This window comes from Holdemanella sp. MSK.7.32, assembly GCF_024460475.1.
Classification (GTDB): domain Bacteria; phylum Bacillota_I; class Bacilli_A; order Erysipelotrichales; family Erysipelotrichaceae; genus Holdemanella.
The window spans coordinates 1-16,922 of sequence record NZ_JANFYN010000011.1 but is presented as its reverse complement, the minus strand read 5'-3'; the positions used below and the strand labels follow the sequence as shown (position 1 = coordinate 16,922).

17 protein-coding genes and 1 pseudogene are annotated in these 16,922 nt (G+C 33.7%); 7 read left to right on the top strand and 11 right to left on the bottom strand.

Translation table 11 applies throughout. The annotated features are described in order from the left end of the window. Positions 1-52 precede the first annotated feature (52 nt). Positions 53-1,243, top strand: coding sequence for a site-specific integrase (locus NE544_RS04125; protein ID WP_006857094.1), 1,191 nt, complete (start codon positions 53-55; stop codon positions 1,241-1,243). A gap of 162 nt (positions 1,244-1,405) precedes the next feature. Here NE544_RS04125 and NE544_RS04120 read toward each other — a convergent pair whose 3' ends face one another. Next, on the bottom strand, positions 1,406-2,041 hold the full coding sequence (locus tag NE544_RS04120) for an MFS transporter (protein ID WP_256268433.1): 636 nt from the start codon (positions 2,039-2,041) through the stop codon (positions 1,406-1,408). A gap of 388 nt (positions 2,042-2,429) precedes the next feature. On the opposite strand from NE544_RS04120, the gene NE544_RS04115 reads away from it, so the two are divergent. From NE544_RS04115 to NE544_RS04105, 4 genes and pseudogenes are all read left to right on the top strand, one after another. After that, entirely contained in the window at positions 2,430-3,659 is a 1,230-nt protein-coding gene (locus tag NE544_RS04115; RefSeq protein ID WP_256268432.1) for a helix-turn-helix domain-containing protein, read from the top strand. A 70-nt stretch (positions 3,660-3,729) separates the two neighbouring features. Beyond that, positions 3,730-3,918, top strand: a pseudogene (locus NE544_RS12290) (toprim domain-containing protein); the annotation flags it as partial. Between the two features lie 117 nt (positions 3,919-4,035). After that, complete coding sequence (locus NE544_RS04110; protein ID WP_256268431.1) at positions 4,036-4,329, top strand: hypothetical protein; 294 nt, start codon at positions 4,036-4,038, stop codon at positions 4,327-4,329. Between the two features lie 239 nt (positions 4,330-4,568). Continuing rightward, positions 4,569-5,009, top strand: coding sequence for an ATP-binding protein (locus tag NE544_RS04105; protein ID WP_256268430.1), 441 nt, complete (start codon positions 4,569-4,571; stop codon positions 5,007-5,009). A gap of 377 nt (positions 5,010-5,386) precedes the next feature. On the opposite strand, the gene NE544_RS04100 is transcribed toward NE544_RS04105, so the two are convergent. Further along, entirely contained in the window at positions 5,387-5,707 is a 321-nt protein-coding gene (locus NE544_RS04100; protein WP_256268429.1) for a hypothetical protein, read from the bottom strand. A 158-nt stretch (positions 5,708-5,865) separates the two neighbouring features. Between NE544_RS04100 and NE544_RS04095 the strand changes: the two genes are divergently transcribed. Both NE544_RS04095 and NE544_RS04090 read left to right on the top strand, forming a co-directional pair. After that, complete coding sequence (locus tag NE544_RS04095) at positions 5,866-6,225, top strand: BlaI/MecI/CopY family transcriptional regulator (protein ID WP_256268427.1); 360 nt, start codon at positions 5,866-5,868, stop codon at positions 6,223-6,225. Positions 6,226-6,230: 5 nt separating this feature from the next. Further along, on the top strand, positions 6,231-7,433 hold the full coding sequence (locus NE544_RS04090; protein WP_370866039.1) for a M56 family metallopeptidase: 1,203 nt from the start codon (positions 6,231-6,233) through the stop codon (positions 7,431-7,433). 209 nt (positions 7,434-7,642) lie between these two features. On the opposite strand, the gene guaA is transcribed toward NE544_RS04090, so the two are convergent. The 9 genes from guaA to NE544_RS04045 are packed head-to-tail and all read right to left on the bottom strand — an operon-like array spanning position 7,643 to position 16,754. Further along, entirely contained in the window at positions 7,643-9,190 is a 1,548-nt protein-coding gene (guaA, locus tag NE544_RS04085; RefSeq protein WP_256268426.1) for a glutamine-hydrolyzing GMP synthase, read from the bottom strand. A 47-nt stretch (positions 9,191-9,237) separates the two neighbouring features. Then, complete coding sequence (locus tag NE544_RS04080; protein ID WP_256268425.1) at positions 9,238-10,737, bottom strand: HAD-IA family hydrolase; 1,500 nt, start codon at positions 10,735-10,737, stop codon at positions 9,238-9,240. Position 10,738: 1 nt separating this feature from the next. Then, the gene (locus NE544_RS04075) at positions 10,739-11,860 is read right to left on the bottom strand and encodes an Mbeg1-like protein (RefSeq protein WP_118116328.1); all 1,122 of its coding nucleotides are present in this window, start codon (positions 11,858-11,860) and stop codon (positions 10,739-10,741) included. A gap of 52 nt (positions 11,861-11,912) precedes the next feature. After that, positions 11,913-12,869, bottom strand: coding sequence for a GNAT family N-acetyltransferase (locus NE544_RS04070; protein WP_256268424.1), 957 nt, complete (start codon positions 12,867-12,869; stop codon positions 11,913-11,915). A gap of 9 nt (positions 12,870-12,878) precedes the next feature. After that, the gene (gene tsaD / locus NE544_RS04065) at positions 12,879-13,880 is read right to left on the bottom strand and encodes a tRNA (adenosine(37)-N6)-threonylcarbamoyltransferase complex transferase subunit TsaD (protein ID WP_117925283.1); all 1,002 of its coding nucleotides are present in this window, start codon (positions 13,878-13,880) and stop codon (positions 12,879-12,881) included. A 9-nt stretch (positions 13,881-13,889) separates the two neighbouring features. Continuing rightward, positions 13,890-14,324, bottom strand: coding sequence for a ribosomal protein S18-alanine N-acetyltransferase (gene rimI / locus NE544_RS04060; RefSeq protein ID WP_118116330.1), 435 nt, complete (start codon positions 14,322-14,324; stop codon positions 13,890-13,892). After that, complete coding sequence (tsaB, locus tag NE544_RS04055; RefSeq protein ID WP_256268423.1) at positions 14,321-14,914, bottom strand: tRNA (adenosine(37)-N6)-threonylcarbamoyltransferase complex dimerization subunit type 1 TsaB; 594 nt, start codon at positions 14,912-14,914, stop codon at positions 14,321-14,323. The genes rimI and tsaB overlap by 4 nt, the downstream gene beginning before the upstream one ends. After that, on the bottom strand, positions 14,907-15,359 hold the full coding sequence (gene tsaE / locus NE544_RS04050; protein ID WP_040466346.1) for a tRNA (adenosine(37)-N6)-threonylcarbamoyltransferase complex ATPase subunit type 1 TsaE: 453 nt from the start codon (positions 15,357-15,359) through the stop codon (positions 14,907-14,909). Before tsaE ends, tsaB begins: the two co-directional genes overlap by 8 nt. Before the next feature lie 51 nt (positions 15,360-15,410). Next, entirely contained in the window at positions 15,411-16,754 is a 1,344-nt protein-coding gene (locus NE544_RS04045) for a replication-associated recombination protein A (protein WP_118116336.1), read from the bottom strand. Between the last annotated feature and the right edge of the window lie 168 nt (positions 16,755-16,922).

The following is a 16,922-nucleotide window of genomic DNA, read 5'->3' as shown; positions in this document are numbered from 1 at the left end:
ATAAAGTATAGCGTATCACGGCTCATTCCATGACGGAAAGGAGCTTTACACTATGTCTAATGTAAAACGAAAAGACAGTAAAAATCGCAATTTGCGTAATGGAGAGAGCCAGCGAAAAGACGGAAGATACGTTTATAAATATACCGATATATACGGAAAGCCACAATTTATCTATTCTTGGAAACTTGTACCGACAGACAAGACACCTGCTGGAAAGCGTGATGATATTTCATTGAGGGAAAAAGAAGCACAGATAAAAAAAGACCTTAACGACAGTATCGACACAGTCGGCGGTAAAATGACAGTCTGCCAGCTTTACGAGAAAAAGAACAGCCAAAGAAAGAACATCAAGAGGGCTACCGAAAAGGGACGACAGTATCTTATGAACGCTCTGAAAAATGACCCATTGGGTATGAGGGCGATTGATACTGTTAAGCAGTCGGACGCTAAAGAATGGGCTATCAGAATGAGTGAAAAAGGATATGCCTATAAAACAATTGATAACTATAAGCGTTCCTTGAAAGCGTCATTTTACATGGCGATACAAGACGACTGTATCAGAAAGAACCCATTTGAATTTAAGCTAAGTGATGTTCTGGAAGATGATACGGAGCAGAAAGTTATCCTTACACCAGAGCAGGAAGAACGCCTGCTTGCCTTTATGGAAAAGGATAAGATTTACAGCAAGTATTATGATGAGGTTGTGCTTCTGTTGGAAACGGGACTTCGTATTTCTGAATTTTGCGGACTGACGACGCATATTGATATGCAGAACAAAATACTCAATATAGACCACCAGTTATTGAAAGACAGCGAAATCGGCTACTATATTGAAACGCCAAAAACCAAAAACGGAAAACGGGAACTTCCATTGACAGAACGGGCTTATCAAGCAATCCAAAGAATACTAAAGAACAGAGGAAAGGCACAACCGCTGATTGTAGGTGGTTACAGCAATTTCCTATTCTTAAACCGTGAGGGCTTGCCTAAGGTTGCAGGAAACTATGAGGGTATGGTGCGAGGGCTGATTAAGAAGTATAACAAATATCACACGGACAAGTTACCGAACATCACACCACATTCATTCCGACATACTTATTGTACAAATATGGCAAACAGAGGAATGAACCCAAACACCCTGCAATATCTCATGGGACACGCCAACATAACCATGACACTTGGCTATTACGCACACGGTACATTTCAATCTGCAAAAGCAGAACTGGAAAGACTGGCTTGTTAATATCGGAGCGTATATTTACTACTCATTTACTACTTTTGGTTGCATTTTCATGCTGGTAAATGCCAGCTTATGCAAGGTATCTTCCGAAAAGAAAATACCGATAAAGCCCTAAAATACGGGATATATCGGCATTTACCAACTTATGAAAAGATAATCAGAAATTTAGTAAGTTTTTAATATTAAAAAATCAAACCCACGAAAAAATCGAAAACACTCCTTAGGTTCTTTTATCTGATTGTTATTGAACATCCGTGTTTCTTTAAATATAAATATAAAAATAAAGCATATAATTTGTATAACGATATCAAAGTAGAATACAGTAGCATAGCTATATCTAGCCAAAAAGCCACCAATTATACTAGACAATCCGATACTACAATAGAACAATATTTTATCGATGCCCATATAGTAATCCATTTTATCTGGACAACATTTTAAAATAGACTCACTAAAAATACAGTCAGCAGTTCCGGATAAAAACGCAAAAGAGATTCCTCGAATGATAGAAATCAATAAAAAGGAGTTATATGAACGTGTAATAAGAGTAGAGATCAAAAAAGCAATTAGTGAAACCTGCCCAATATAAGCACATGTTTTTCTACCATATTTATCAGAAAAAACACCACTTGGAACTTCAAAAATAAGTTTTGAAATCTGATACACTGAAATAATAAATCCAATTTGTGTTAAAGACATATTTTGTTGCTTTAGAAAAAGCGCATAAATAAAACTTAACGGTGATAAATTCGTTAAAAAATCAAAGATTAAGAATAAATATATATTTCTTTTATACTCCATATGCATTTTCCTCCAATAAATTTTTGTGAATAATTCTATTAAAAAAAACAATCATTCTATCCATATTTTTCATTGTTGATATATTTAAAACATTTCCACAAGCAATATCATTTATACACGTTTTAGATTTATTTTGCAAGAAATATTTCTTGTTTAATGTGTTTTAAATTGGTGAAAAGAACACTTGTAGCATAAAATTAATAATACCTTTCAATTTTATAAGTATTAAAAATGACTTTTTTACTCATGACAAACGACTCTTTTGAACATTTAAAAAAAACAATAGTTTTTCATTGATAGCAAAATATTGAAATTCAATTTTTTGAAGAGCGGATCTATGATAAAATCGAATATATATTATAAATGTTTTTTTTGGAGATGAATGTATATGGTAAATTACGGTAAATATATAAAAATCAATCGCTATCTACAGAAAAAATCAATATCAGAATTATGCGATGGAATATGTACCCCTTCAACATTGAGTAAAATAGAAAACAACAAAAGTAATATTAATCCTAAAATTATAAATCAGATATTAGAAAGATTGAGCAATATCAATATTGATATTTTAGAAGCAAATACGAATCGTCTTAAACCTGTAACAGAGTTATTTATACAAAGACTTATGTTAAATTTGGATAGATCAGATTTAATGGCAAAAATAGAGGATGAGCAATATAATTATCTTCATTCGGAATATATTCTCTTTTTCTATATTGCGAAACTCTTTTCTAACTTTGATTTATATCATATAAATAATAAAGATATTGATGAGGAAATCTTAGATTTGATAAGCGAAGTGATTGAGTTTGGGGATTTTAACGAGTTATATTTTTATAATTTATTAAAGATTATAAGATACAAGAATACCAATAATAGACTCAGAGATTTCAAAAAAATTATTGATGGTGACAAACATGGATGGTTGAGCTATTTTTATTGTGATGATTTATTTCATAATGGGAACATAAACGAAGCTTATATGGGCACAAAGAAATGTTATGAATTGGCCTGTGAAAACTGTAACATTAATCTAATGTATGGCTGTTTACTTCTCTTGGGACTATGCTCATTGGAATTAAGCAATTCTAATGAGTCTGTAAAGTATTTTAAAAAACTGGAAAATCTTGCTCCATTTATGAAATATGATATTAATTTTGTCATCAATTATAACTTAGGAGCAACTATGCTAGAAAAGAAAAACATAGAAAAAGCAAAATATTATTTAGAAGCATTAGAAGCAGATAAGTACGCTTTTTCGATTAGCTCTTTTTTTGTAGTTCATAAACTCGGATATTTATATACCGAATTAAAAGAATATGAAAAAGCAAATTATTATATTAATTGGATAAATGAATTCGCCTCAAAGCAAGATAGTAAAATCTCAAATCTTTTAAAGAAGATATCAGATTCATTGACTATTAAGTTAAAAGACCCTAATTATTTATGTAATAAAAAATACCAAGAAGATATTGAGTTTATTTTTCAAAATAGCCAAAGTATATTTTCATATGGATTTCAGAAATTTTATCTAGCTGATCTAGAGGAAGTATATTTAATTCAAAGAAGATATAAGGAACTCTATTACATATATAAAAATAAAGGTTCTGTATAATATCGATAATTTTTGACCTGTAAACAAAAATAGTGCAATCTTCTAAAGACGGGCGTTAAAGTCATTTCTAGAAAGAAACAAAAACATTAAAACCATCATCTTTCATTTAGATAATGATGAAATTGGTATTGGTGCAACATCTAAAATCATAAAAGTCTTATCTAATAAATATCAATGTATCGACAATCATCCAAAAGAATTTAAAGATGTGAATGAAGAATTAGTAAACATAAAAATTTGCATCACAAAGCTATTCTAGGTACAATTTAGGTACAAAGTTCGAGAATTAAGCGAGAACGTCTGGGCTGGTCGTTAGACTCGGGTCCACACCAAGGCGGGTAAGACACCCGCCATTTATTTTATAATGAGGCCCAAGATGAATGAATCAAGTGTATTTGTTGATGAATCTGGAGATTTTGGTGAATATGATTATCATGCTCCCTACTATATTATTTTCTTAATGTTCCACAACCAAAACAATGATATTCAATCTGATTTATCACATTTTAATGATGAATTAGCTTATATAAACTTAGCTAATCACTGTGTCCATGCTAGTCCAATTATTCGTTCAGAAGAAGAATATAAAGGAATGTCACTAGACGAATTAAAAAAATCAAATATTATGAAGCTCGAAAAACTAAAAATGATGGAAAGCTTGCACAACTAAATGAAGAAAATTTAACACTTACTTCTACCTTAAAACTCTTAAATCAAAAGAAGGAATTATTAGAAAAGATGGAATCTGAATTATCAGATTTTATGTCATCTAAAAAGAAGGATGTGCCCAAATAATTGTCTACAGTTGTAGCAAGCAACCTCTTTGGATATCCAAAAGACAAATATTTAGGGAACATTCCTAAGACCCTGGGCTATCTAATGCACTACCACGCTTCCATGGAGGATATTATGAATGGAATACAAACCTACAGAAATCCAAGACCAGTACACGTATTTGATAAACAAGGCATGATTGAAAACTTTGGAACTGGAATCCCAAGAACAATTTATAGTTACAATAATTATGATGTAAAACCAGAATTTAAGGCTACAGAGAATTTCTTCATTGTTACACTACCAAATTTAAATTATATTGAAAATGAATCTATAAATGACCAAATAAATGATTTAGGACTTGCAATTTTGCAAATATTAAATGTAAAACCGGGGTTACGCATTCCAGAATTGATTTTGGAAATAGAAAATAACGGAATTGAAACCACTGTAGATAAAGTTAGAAATGAAATCCGTAGAAATTTAAGAAAATATGTTAAACATCGTGGCTCAAATAAAACTGGTGGATACTATTTAAAAGATCGACATATAGACAAACAAGACAAAGTTGAATAAGCTTTGCCTTGTTTATTGAAATGCGGCCAAATAAAACGAAAGAAGGTGATACATTGGCAATCACAAAAACATGAAATGTAAAAGATGATTTGAATCGTATTCTTAACTACATTAAAAATCCAGATAAAACAACGGAAATTGGTGATGGTGAGTATTCCACGCACTCAGAGCCACTCTGTCCACTACAGAAATCCACCCGTTCCATCATTTAGAGCCACCCAATCCATTAATCAGAGCCATTTATACACTTCCAGTTGTAAGATGTATTTGTAAAATTTTAAATTCTACAAATATTGCGAATTGGAGGTGTTTTTTGCATATGACAGAAAAATACCATACATCTAAATTTGTATGGTATTTTATATTGCTAACATAAATTATTGATTGTCAGACTCTACCTGTCGGCTTTCTAAGATTTCCTTTGCTTCTTTGACAGTGATTGCACTCGAATCCGTTTCACTATTCAAGTAGATCTCTTCATCCCCATTTTGTAAGTAAGCTTCTCCGCCTAGAAAGCCATCCCCTAATGGAATTACTTTTTCATCATCATCACATCCAGGAAAATAACCTACATTCTCATTTGTTTCATTCACTTCTTCAACATTGACCGGTTCCTCACTCGATCTTGCGAAAGCAGGATAAGCCGAAACAGCAACTAGACCAATAAACAAAGGAATTAATAATCGAATCTTTTTCATTGTTTCACCTCCATCTTTAAATATTAACTACATAGTAATAAGTTGTACTGCATTAGAAAACGTTTTCCTATTAAAAATATAACACGGCATTATTTTTTTACAAGTGTTTTATTTATTTTTTTCATATGTTAAAATATAAATGAAAGAAGGAATAACTTATGGAACAACTAACAAAAAAAGAAAGAACTATAATGGATATTTTATGGAATGCCGATTCCGCATTATCAGCTAGTGAAATCAAAGATACGTCACCCGACTTAAATATCAATACCGTTCAGCAAGTTTTGCGTAACTTATTAAAATGTAAATTTATAGAAGTAGATGATATTGTTTTCAACAAAAAATCTCTAACCCGAACATATAAGCCTTTAGTTTCTCAAGCTCAATATATATCTGCTTTTATTAGCGATTCGAATCGTTTTAAACTACTATGCGGATTAGTTGATGAAGAAGATGATTTAGATTCTTTAAATGAACTTCAAAAGCTAATCGACAAACGAAAAAAAGAAATTAGGTGAATTATATGACATTTATTTTGTCAACATTACTATCCACATTAATTTTGACAAGTTGTATGATATTTATTTTTGATTTTTGTATTCATAAACAATGGAACATGAATCAAGTATTCTTCAGATTATTTTTGTTGATCATATTCATAAAACTATGTTTTCCATTTGAAACCAAGTTATCAATTCTTATCCCTTTAGATAAGATTATGAATCCACTAATCGATATTCTTCAATATAAACTATTCAATCAGATTTACATGTACCATTTTCTACTTTCTGTTGCTATAATTGGAAGCATCTACCAATTTACAAAACTAATGAAACAAATCAGAGAATGCAATTACATCATTCGCGAGATAAGAAAAAATGGTAATCGTATAGTAAATCCTGATTATGAAATTTATCAAACATCCTACATCAATACACCGATTGTTATAGGATTACAAGGAATCATTTTAATACCTGAAAATCTGAACAACGAAGAAATTGATTATGCACTTAAACATGAAATAACACATATTTTACATAAAGATAATTTCATCAAGTTCATTGTAAATGTATTTAAAATCCTATTTTGGTGGTTTATTCCAATATACATTTTTGACAAGCAGTTGGATCTTTATCTTGAACTTCACGCTGACAACAAAACTATTGAAAATCTTGAAGAACACCAAAAACTAGATTACCTGAATTTTCTGATTAAAACGCAAAAACAAGCAATCAAATCTTCTACAACTGTTTTAAGTTCAAACTTATCATTCAATAGAAAATCAAATCTAAATTACCGCATAAACGCTATTCTTAATAAAAAGACTAGTCCGACTATTTTCGTATTTCCTATGCTAATTATAATGATTTTTCTTAATTTTTTGATTTTGACACCTTACTACACAGAATCAAATCTAACAAAAGGCACATATGAAATATCAAAATCTAATGCATACATATTGGTAAACGGAGGAGAAAAACAATTAGTCGTAAATATGAATGGAGAAAGTTTTATATCTCCAATAAAAAATTATTCACTTTTAAAAAAAGAAATTGACTTAAAAGAAAAGAATTCTCTATATATACCTGATCATGCTTTAGACAATGCAAAAGACATAACTCGATGGAAATACAAAGATGTAGATGGACATTTAAGCAAGAGAAAATTCAATGCTTATAAAAACACCTGGGATTCAGATTGGATTACATACGATAAACAAAATTAACAATAAATAAAAGCAGATCAACTGTCCTAATAGTACATGTGAATCTGCTTTATTATTTTGCTCTAATTTTGGTGTTTTTTGCTTATACAGTCATATGAATTATCGGTTTCCGATAATTCATCCAATAAATTGTGTACTCATTTTGTACTCACAGCCAAAATTGGCATATAAAAAAGTCCTTATATAAAGGACTTTTGATGTTTGTTGAACTATTCGAACTCGATTGTTCCAGGAGGCTTACTAGTAAGGTCATACATTACACGGTTAACCCCACGAACCTCATTAATAATACGAGACATAACTTTATTTAATACTTCATATGGAATCTGAGCTGATTCTGCAGTCATAAAGTCAATTGTATTAACGGCACGTAAAGCGATGGCATAATCATATGTTCTTTCATCACCCATAACACCTACGGAACGCATATTTGTCAATGCTGCAAAGTATTGACCGATTGAACGATCTAATCCAGCATTTGCGATTTCTTCACGATAAATGGCATCTGCATCTTGTACGATTTTTACTTTTTCTTCAGTTACTTCACCAATGATACGAATTCCTAAACCAGGTCCTGGGAATGGTTGTCTGAATACCAAGTATTCAGGAATGCCTAATTCTAAACCGGCTTTACGAACTTCATCCTTGAACAAGTCACGTAATGGTTCAATGATTTCTTTGAAATCTACATGATCAGGAAGTCCACCAACGTTGTGGTGAGATTTAATTACGGCAGATTCTCCACCTAAACCACTCTCAACAACATCTGGATAAATCGTTCCCTGAACTAAGAAATCAACTTTTCCAATTTTCTTAGCCTCTTCTTCAAATACACGAATGAATTCTTCACCAATGATCTTACGTTTTGCTTCTGGTTCTTCAACACCCTTTAGCTTTTCATAATATCTTTGTTGTGCATTTACACGAATGAAGTTTAACTCATATGGACCTTCAGGACCAAATACAGCTTCTACTTCATCCCCTTCATTTTTACGAAGTAAACCATGATCAACAAATACACATGTCAATTGGTTACCAATTGCTTTTGATAATAATACAGCTGCAACAGAAGAGTCTACACCACCACTTAAAGCACATAAAACTTTTCCATCTCCAACCTTTTCACGAATAGCTTTAATTTGTTCTTCAACAAAGTTATCCATTCTCCAATCACCACAGCATCCACAAACACCACGAACGAAGTTATATAACATTTTTGAACCTTCTTGTGTATGCAATACTTCTGGATGGAACTGAATAGCATATAATCCTTTTTCTGCATTTTCACTTGATGCACAAGGACAGTTATCTGTATGAGACGTAATTTCAAAACCAGGTGCTACCTGTGAAATATAGTCAAAGTGTGACATCCAGCAAATTGTTTTTTCAGATACGCCCTCGAAGATTTTAGAAGAAGTTTTATCCACAAGAACCTCTGTCTTACCATATTCACGGTGATCCGCTTTTTCTACTTTTCCACCCAATACATGCATCATCAATTGTGCGCCATAGCAAAGACCAAGAACTGGGATACCCAATTCAAATAATTCCTTTGAATATGTTGGTGAATCTGCTTCATAACAACTATTTGGTCCTCCAGTTAAGATAATTCCCTTTGGATCCATAGCTTTGATTTTTTCTAAATCTGTTTTATATGAATAAATTTCACAATATACATTGCACTCACGAACACGACGTGCAACCAACTGATTATATTGTCCTCCAAAATCAAGAACAATGACTAATTCTTTTTTCATTACGTCCTCCTATTAATTTCTCAACAATATTATAAAGTAGCAACCAATTATTTACAACGCTTTAAATAATCAATTACCCCATTTAAATCCGTACAAGATTCTTGGATATACTCCTTCATTTCGTCATCTGGCGCAATCTGATCTTGAATAAAAATGGAATGCATCTTCGCATTGGCTGCTGCCATAATTCCATGCTTACTATCCTCTAATACTAAACAGTTTTCTGGTTTTACATCTAATCTTTCAGCTGCTGCCAAGAAAACATCTGGAGCCGGTTTTGATTTATATCCCTCTTTAGAAGATACAATCACATTTGGACTTAACACAAAACCCGCATGCGACAAGAACTTTTTAATAGCCTGCGGATGCGAACTTGAAGCCACCGCATAAGGAATCTTATTCTCTTCAATATACTCAATTAGATTCTGTAAACCAACCATATTGGCACTACCAGGCTCTTTAAAATATGTAAAGAAATAATCCACACGCTCTTCTTGGATTTCTTCCATAACTCTTGTCACTCCTGGATACATTGCTTCAAACTCTGCAACCTTTCTTGAATCACAACCAATTAAAGGTTCTGGAAAATAGTCTGGACAAGAAACGCCTAATTCTTTGGCCTTCTCTTTAAACTCATCCTTAAACATCTTCTCCGTATTAAACATCAAACCATCCATATCAAAGATAACCGCTTTAATTTGTGACTTTCTAAAATATTCAATCAAACATTGCGTACCCAAATCACTCATACCACGATCCATTAAATCCACATATTCTTTGATGACACGATTTACACCATACAAAGGAAAATTTGCCTCTTGTACTGCAATTTTTAAATCCTTCACAAAATGCTTCACATAAAAACCAGGCGCATAATCATTCTCTAACATCTTCTTACCTTGAAATTCCAATTGTTTAGATCCAGCAGCACCATTACGCAAGAAGCGATACACGAAAGATTCATCCACATCTTTACAATTCAAATACGACATGGCCTCACAAATACCTTGTAACGTATTCGCAATCATGATTTGGTTAGCCATCTTGACATGTTGTCCACAACTCGCCTTGCCACAATACTCAATTTGTGTTCCAAACGCTTCAAAGATTTCTTTATTCGTTTCAAAATCCTCTTTATCTGCACCAACCAATACAGTTAGAGTACCATTTTTAGCTCCCGTATCTCCACCAGTCACTGGCGCATCCAATACATGAACACCCAATTCTTTTCCTTTTGTATACAATTCTTTGGCAAGTTTTGGACTTGAAGTCGTAAAATCAATACAAGTTTTACCCGCATCAATACAACTAAAAATCACATCATATACTTCTTTAACATCACTAGGAAAACCGACCATTGTACAAATGACATCTACATTGGATGTCAAAGACACAATCGATTCTTCTAAAATAGCGCCTGCATTTTTAGCTTGTTCTACCCTTTCTGGATGTCTTGCGTACACATGCACTTCATAACCTTTATTCAATAAATGAATAACCATTGGCTGGCCCATAATGCCAGCACCAATCCAACCTATTTTTCTCATTTTACTTTCTTCCTTTCACTAATATTGGAGCGGATTGCACCGCAATAAATTTCACAACTTCAAACATAAACTTAATTTCTTCTGCATTCAATTGACGAATCTCCTTAATTCCAGACAATGCCTGTTTAAATGAAAATTCAGTTAAATCCGCAATCGTATAAATTTCCATACGATCAAATAATTCTCCAATCAAATGACAATAGCGCTCTTTTTCTTCCAGTGGACGATCCATCAATAACTTATTTACATATTCCAATAAATCATCACTCTCTTTTGTGAGTGCATCACAATAATTAAAGTCTTTTATATCCACACTCCACATAAGCGTATCATGCTGAACTAGACCAGAACCTTGAGCATCCAGGATTTTCGTTTGTTCTCTATGATCTAAAACACGACCCACTATACTATCCTTAGGAATATAGTTTGTGATCTTAGATACATCCTCATCACCTTGCCAAAAACCATCCGCAAAGCCAGGCCCATCAAAACTTTTCACACCTTCAATATATCCCTGTAGTTTTGGATTTTTTAAATAGGCATACATCGCTAGATTTCCACCCTTTGAATGCCCCGTCAAATACATCTTTGGATAGACCTTTTTCTTTTTTAATCCAAACAAATAACTCGTTTCAGGAATATCCGCAATAGTTTCTTTGACATAATCCTTCGCCAGGATTTGACAAGGAAGATCCTTGCTATAGGTCATCATTAAATTTTCTTTCCAACCCGTGATACTACCATCTGTACCACTAAAAGAAAGTACGAAAGATCCATCTGGCAACACAAGTGTTACCACACTAAATTGAATCACATCTTCATCGCTATAGACTTTTTTATAGTTCTTCAACTTAATATTTCCATAACGAATCGTATCTTGTAACACATCAATTAAATGGGGAAGATTCATTGAAAATGTATACTTACTCTTTAATTCCTCTTCACTATATAAAGAAAGATATTTACGACATGCTTTCTCTAAAGAAACCTCGTCCTTTTCCACAATGCCATCCCAATCCACATAAGATAGATCGGCACATACTAACATATCCACCTCATTAAAGGGACAAATAGAAAAGTCGATATCTCTTCTTAAACGTACATAATTTAATAAGTTTTCCATAATCAACCTCACTACATCGATTTTACAATATACAAAAGGATTAGCCAAATGACTAATCCAATTTTTTTGATAATTTTACATAATGATCTGCATTTGAAAGAATGTCAGAAACCTGAGATTCTGAAGTCTTCTTAATAATCTTAGCTGGTACTCCAACCACAACACTCTTTTGTGGAATCACCATATTTTCAGGTACAACACAACCAGCACCAATTATACTATGGCTTCCAATACAAGCTCCATTTAAAACAATAGCACCCATACCAATAAGCACCTCATCCTCAATCGTACAACCATGAACAATAGCCCCATGACCAATCGTGACACGATCACCAATTTTTAATGGGCAGCCACGATCCGTATGCAAAACACACTGATCTTGAATATTGCTTTCTTGCCCAATTTCAATCGTTTCTTCTTCACTACGAATCACTGCGTTATACCAAACACTTGAATCTTTACCAATTGAAACATTACCCAAGATAGTTGCGTTATTTGCACAAGTATAATCCATTTGATCTTCACTCAAATTTTTACACAACCAAACTACTCCATGCCAAACATCAAATTTCATACCACAAGAAGGTAATGCCCCATACCATGTAAAACCATGTTTTTTGTGAAAGGCAATACTTTCTTCATTCGAATCTGTAATGCATGAAATGATCCAACGCATGTTTAGCTTTCTACAATCTGTTTCAAGCTGATCTAACATTTTAGAAGGTAAACCATAGTGTTTTCCTTCTTTAAAATAAATAGTAAGTTCTACACAATACTTATACGCCTCTTTAGAAAAAGCAGGGTGTACATAGCCATAGCCAATTAAAACATCATCATTAAGTGCGACATAAAATGGATTTGTCTTTGAAATTTCCATCATCTGTTCTTTAAATACATCAAAAGAATCTGGCACAAGATCAAATATAGCTGTACTTGTCTTTACATAATGTACATAGATTGGATATATACTTTCTAAATCTTTTTCTTGAAGTAAACGTAACTCTTGCATAAAAACCTCCTATTGGATTTCTAAACTTGAATCCGCTGTTAAACTCGCATCCCCTCTTCTTCCAGAAAGATAGGCAATGGTTCCTGCAACACCGATCATGCTCGCATTGTCTGTACAACAATACATTGGAGGTACAGTAAATTCAACTTCCGGATATTCATTTCTTAATTCTTCTACCTTTTCACGAAGTCTTGAGTTGGCACTTACTCCACCACCTACAACGAAATGACGAATATCTTTATGATCATCTAATACGGCTCTTACACGAGAAAAAATTTCATCCAATGCACATTCCTGGAATGAACAAGCCAAATCTGCCATATCAAATGTCTTGCCCTGTCTTTCCATACGCTTTGTAAATTGTAGAACACTACTTTTCAATCCAGAAAAACTAAAATCATAACGACCTTGTGTCTTCGGTTTTGCCAGTTCATATACTGGCTTACCTTCTTTTGCCAATTTATCAATTTTAGGACCACCAGGATATCCAAGACCCAACACACGAGCCACTTTGTCAAAGGCTTCTCCAATCGCATCATCCTGTGTTTCTCCTAAGATTTCAAAACTTGTTTCATCCTTCATATAAACAAGTTCTGTATTTCCACCAGAAACAACAAGAGCCAATACAGGATATTTCATATCCACCACTAATTCATTGGCATAAATATGCCCTGCCAAATGATGTACAGGAACTAATGGTTTGTGGTAGGCAAAAGCCAAAGTCTTTGCAGCCTGCACCCCAACGTGTAAACATCCAATTAAGCCTGGACCTTGCGTAACAGCAACCGCATCCACATCTTCCATAGTGATATTGGCATCCTTCAATGCTTTTTCAATACAATACGAAATATTTTCTACATGGATACGACTCGCAACTTCGGGTACGACCCCACCAAATTCTGTATGCACATCAATTTGGCTTGCGACCACACTCGATAGTACTTCCTTTTTATCTTTGACAACCGCAACGGCTGTTTCATCACAACTACTTTCAATTCCGATAATAATCATACAATCCTCCTACAATGCCAATGTCATCACAATAGCATCTTCTCCATCCGGATAATAACTCTTAGATACATTGACTTGAATAAAGCCCATTTTTCGATATAAATTCAAGGCTGCCTCATTACTAGCACGAACCTCTAATGTCATATATTCACAAGCCGCTTCTCGAGCTCGATCAAATAAATGCATCATCAATTCTTTACCATATCCTCTTTTTCTTAAGTCAGGATCGACTCCAATACGAGCAAGCTGTGCCATTTCAAAGGTTTCCCATAAAAAGGCGTAGCCAATAATTGTATCTCCATCTTCTAAGATCCAACCATGAGAAAAGGGATTCTCATTCAATTCATATAAACAATCTTTTTCTAGCCAAGGCTGTTTAAAACAAGCTTGTTCAAGTTCTAAAACACGAACAAGATCCGTGTCTTTCATTTCTTTAAAGATCATGCTTTATAAGCATCACTTTCTTTTAAATATTGAGGAACTAAAGCATGTACATTTTCAATTGTACGACTTGGCACCTCCATAAAATTCTTCAAGAAATCACTAGTCACAGCTTCTTGATTCACCAAATAACCATCTCCATATAATGTTCCAGGATGTTCGTTTAAGAAATCTTCCAATTGATTGACTTCTAAAATTTGTGTTTCACCAACCACAACACCCTTTTCTAAGTGAGCTACATAGGCTCTTTTACTACGCGCATCCAAAATAACATTGGCACTTTCATCCATGCCCGCAAACAACTGCATTGTACTAATACACTTTAATGTTTTATGCATTTGTGTACAAAATACTTTCGCAATTGTCATCGCAATACGAATGCCTGTATAAGATCCAGGACCATCTGTAATGATCACTTCATCTACGTCTTTATAGTCTAAACCTGTCTTTTCAAACAATTGATTTAATTCCACAAAAATCGTTTCACTTTGTTTCTTGAATGCTTCAATAGATACACCATCAATCAATGTTCCATCTTTATATAAACCTAACACTAATGCTTTATAAGCACTATCCATACATAAACTAATCATGATATGCCTCCACAATACTTTTTGATACAGGACCCGTATATTCTAATGTCACTGTACGATTTTCATCGATACCTTCTTCAAAAGAAATTTTGATATGATCTTGTGGCAATTGATCTTCAATAAATTCAGACCATTCTACTACAGTAATTCCTTCATCAAAACAATCTTCAAAACCTAAGTCCTGACATTTTCCTTCTAAACGATACGCATCAATATGATGGAAAGGGACTCCACCTTCTTGTTTATAATCCTTTAAGATTGTAAAAGTTGGTGAATTGATCACATTCTTTACACCCAAAGCTTTCCCGAAGCTTTTTGTCCAAGTTGTTTTACCTGCACCCAAATCTCCATCTAATGTAATGACTAATTGTTTATTTCTGCAAAGATCTGCCATTTTAGTGGCAAATTCCTGTGTTTCTTGTAAACTATGAATTTCTATTTTCATAATGACCTCTTTCTACTGAAATACACTATTCCATCTTATATCTTTTTTCAACTATTTTTTCTTCATCATACGATTTCTATGCACCATTGCCTTGATTTGTTTAATCTGTGCAAGACGATTTCGCACCTTCACTTCAGAACCCTGATCACTAGGTACATAATATTCTTTACCAACTAGAGCATCTGGAAGACATTGCATATCCGTCATGTGATATTCATAATCATGTGAATACTCATATCCTTTACTGTAGCCTAAATCTTTCATTAACTTTGTCGGCGCATTACGAATATGTAAAGGAACTGGCTGATCTAATGTTTTTAATGCATCACTCTTCGCATTATTATAAGCCACTTCTAAAGCGTTTGATTTTGGAGCCAAAGCCAAATATACAGCTGCATGCGTTAAGTGTACATTGCATTCTGGAACACCTAAATAGTGACATGCCTGATAGGCTGCCACACAGATTTCTAAGGCTCTAGAATCTGCCATACCAATATCTTCACTAGCCATACGAACGAATCTTCTTGCGATATATAAAGGGTCTTCTCCAGCCTCTAACATACGTGCTAACCAATATACAGCGGCCTGTACATCGGAGTTTCGTACACTTTTATGTAGAGCCGAAATAATATTATAGTGTTCCTCCCCTTTTTTATCATACAATAACGACCTTTTTTGAAGGCATTGCTTCAAAATATCCTGTGAAACATGAATACCATCCAATTCACTTGGACTATTATAAACAACCATCTCTAATGTATTTAAACAGAAACGAGCATCTCCACCAGAAAATGCGGCAATCGCCTCTATATCTTCATCCGTAATATGTATTTTTAAATTGCCTAATCCTTTTGAGCTGGAAATAGCACGAATAATCAAATCTTTTAAGTCATCCGTGTTTAGACTGTTTAACACAAACACTCTACACCTAGATAAAAGGGCGGAATTGATCTCAAAACTAGGATTTTCTGTTGTAGCGCCAATCAGAATGATACTTCCCTTTTCCACATAGGGTAAAAACGCATCTTGTTGCGCCTTATTAAAACGATGGATTTCATCTACGAATAGTATTGTTTTTTGTCCCAAGGCCCTACGCGTATCGGCCTGCTTCATAACTTCCTTGATTTCTTTAATGCCACTAGTAACAGCTGAGAAATCCACAAAATAACTCTTTGTCTGATGGGCAATAATACGTGCCAATGTCGTTTTTCCAACGCCTGGTGGACCCCAGAAAATCATCGATGTCACTTGATCATGTTCAATCATTTGCCACAAAAGATTTCCCTTGGCAACAAGCTGTTTTTGTCCTACATATTCATCCAATGTTTCCGGACGCATACGATCGGCTAAAGGCCTTGTATCTTCTTGTATTGAAAATAGAGAATCTTGTTCCATATGTTTCCTCCATATGTATTTTATTATACACCACTCAAAAGAAAAAGTGTTTGACCTTAATCAAACACCCAGATTGTTGACAAAAGCCTATACCTTTTCGTAAGGACATAGGCTTTTTATTGTATATAGGCAATTTCCAAAATGAAATTGTCTTTTTTTGTATATTTT

Coding starts and splice junctions, on each gene's coding strand:
- tsaD (WP_117925283.1), bottom strand. CDS start 13,880: ATGATTATTATCGGAATTGAAAGTAGTTGTGATGAAACAGCCGTTGCG.
- NE544_RS04070 (WP_256268424.1), bottom strand. CDS start 12,869: ATGCAAGAGTTACGTTTACTTCAAGAAAAAGATTTAGAAAGTATATAT.
- guaA (WP_256268426.1), bottom strand. CDS start 9,190: ATGAAAAAAGAATTAGTCATTGTTCTTGATTTTGGAGGACAATATAAT.
- NE544_RS04105 (WP_256268430.1), top strand. CDS start 4,569: ATGAATGGAATACAAACCTACAGAAATCCAAGACCAGTACACGTATTT.
- NE544_RS04075 (WP_118116328.1), bottom strand. CDS start 11,860: ATGGAAAACTTATTAAATTATGTACGTTTAAGAAGAGATATCGACTTT.
- NE544_RS04080 (WP_256268425.1), bottom strand. CDS start 10,737: ATGAGAAAAATAGGTTGGATTGGTGCTGGCATTATGGGCCAGCCAATG.
- NE544_RS04125 (WP_006857094.1), top strand. CDS start 53: ATGTCTAATGTAAAACGAAAAGACAGTAAAAATCGCAATTTGCGTAAT.
- tsaE (WP_040466346.1), bottom strand. CDS start 15,359: ATGAAAATAGAAATTCATAGTTTACAAGAAACACAGGAATTTGCCACT.
- rimI (WP_118116330.1), bottom strand. CDS start 14,324: ATGATCTTTAAAGAAATGAAAGACACGGATCTTGTTCGTGTTTTAGAA.
- tsaB (WP_256268423.1), bottom strand. CDS start 14,914: ATGATTAGTTTATGTATGGATAGTGCTTATAAAGCATTAGTGTTAGGT.
- NE544_RS04120 (WP_256268433.1), bottom strand. CDS start 2,041: ATGGAGTATAAAAGAAATATATATTTATTCTTAATCTTTGATTTTTTA.
- NE544_RS04110 (WP_256268431.1), top strand. CDS start 4,036: ATGAATGAATCAAGTGTATTTGTTGATGAATCTGGAGATTTTGGTGAA.
- NE544_RS04090 (WP_370866039.1), top strand. CDS start 6,231: ATGACATTTATTTTGTCAACATTACTATCCACATTAATTTTGACAAGT.
- NE544_RS04045 (WP_118116336.1), bottom strand. CDS start 16,754: ATGGAACAAGATTCTCTATTTTCAATACAAGAAGATACAAGGCCTTTA.
- NE544_RS04115 (WP_256268432.1), top strand. CDS start 2,430: ATGGTAAATTACGGTAAATATATAAAAATCAATCGCTATCTACAGAAA.
- NE544_RS04095 (WP_256268427.1), top strand. CDS start 5,866: ATGGAACAACTAACAAAAAAAGAAAGAACTATAATGGATATTTTATGG.
- NE544_RS04100 (WP_256268429.1), bottom strand. CDS start 5,707: ATGAAAAAGATTCGATTATTAATTCCTTTGTTTATTGGTCTAGTTGCT.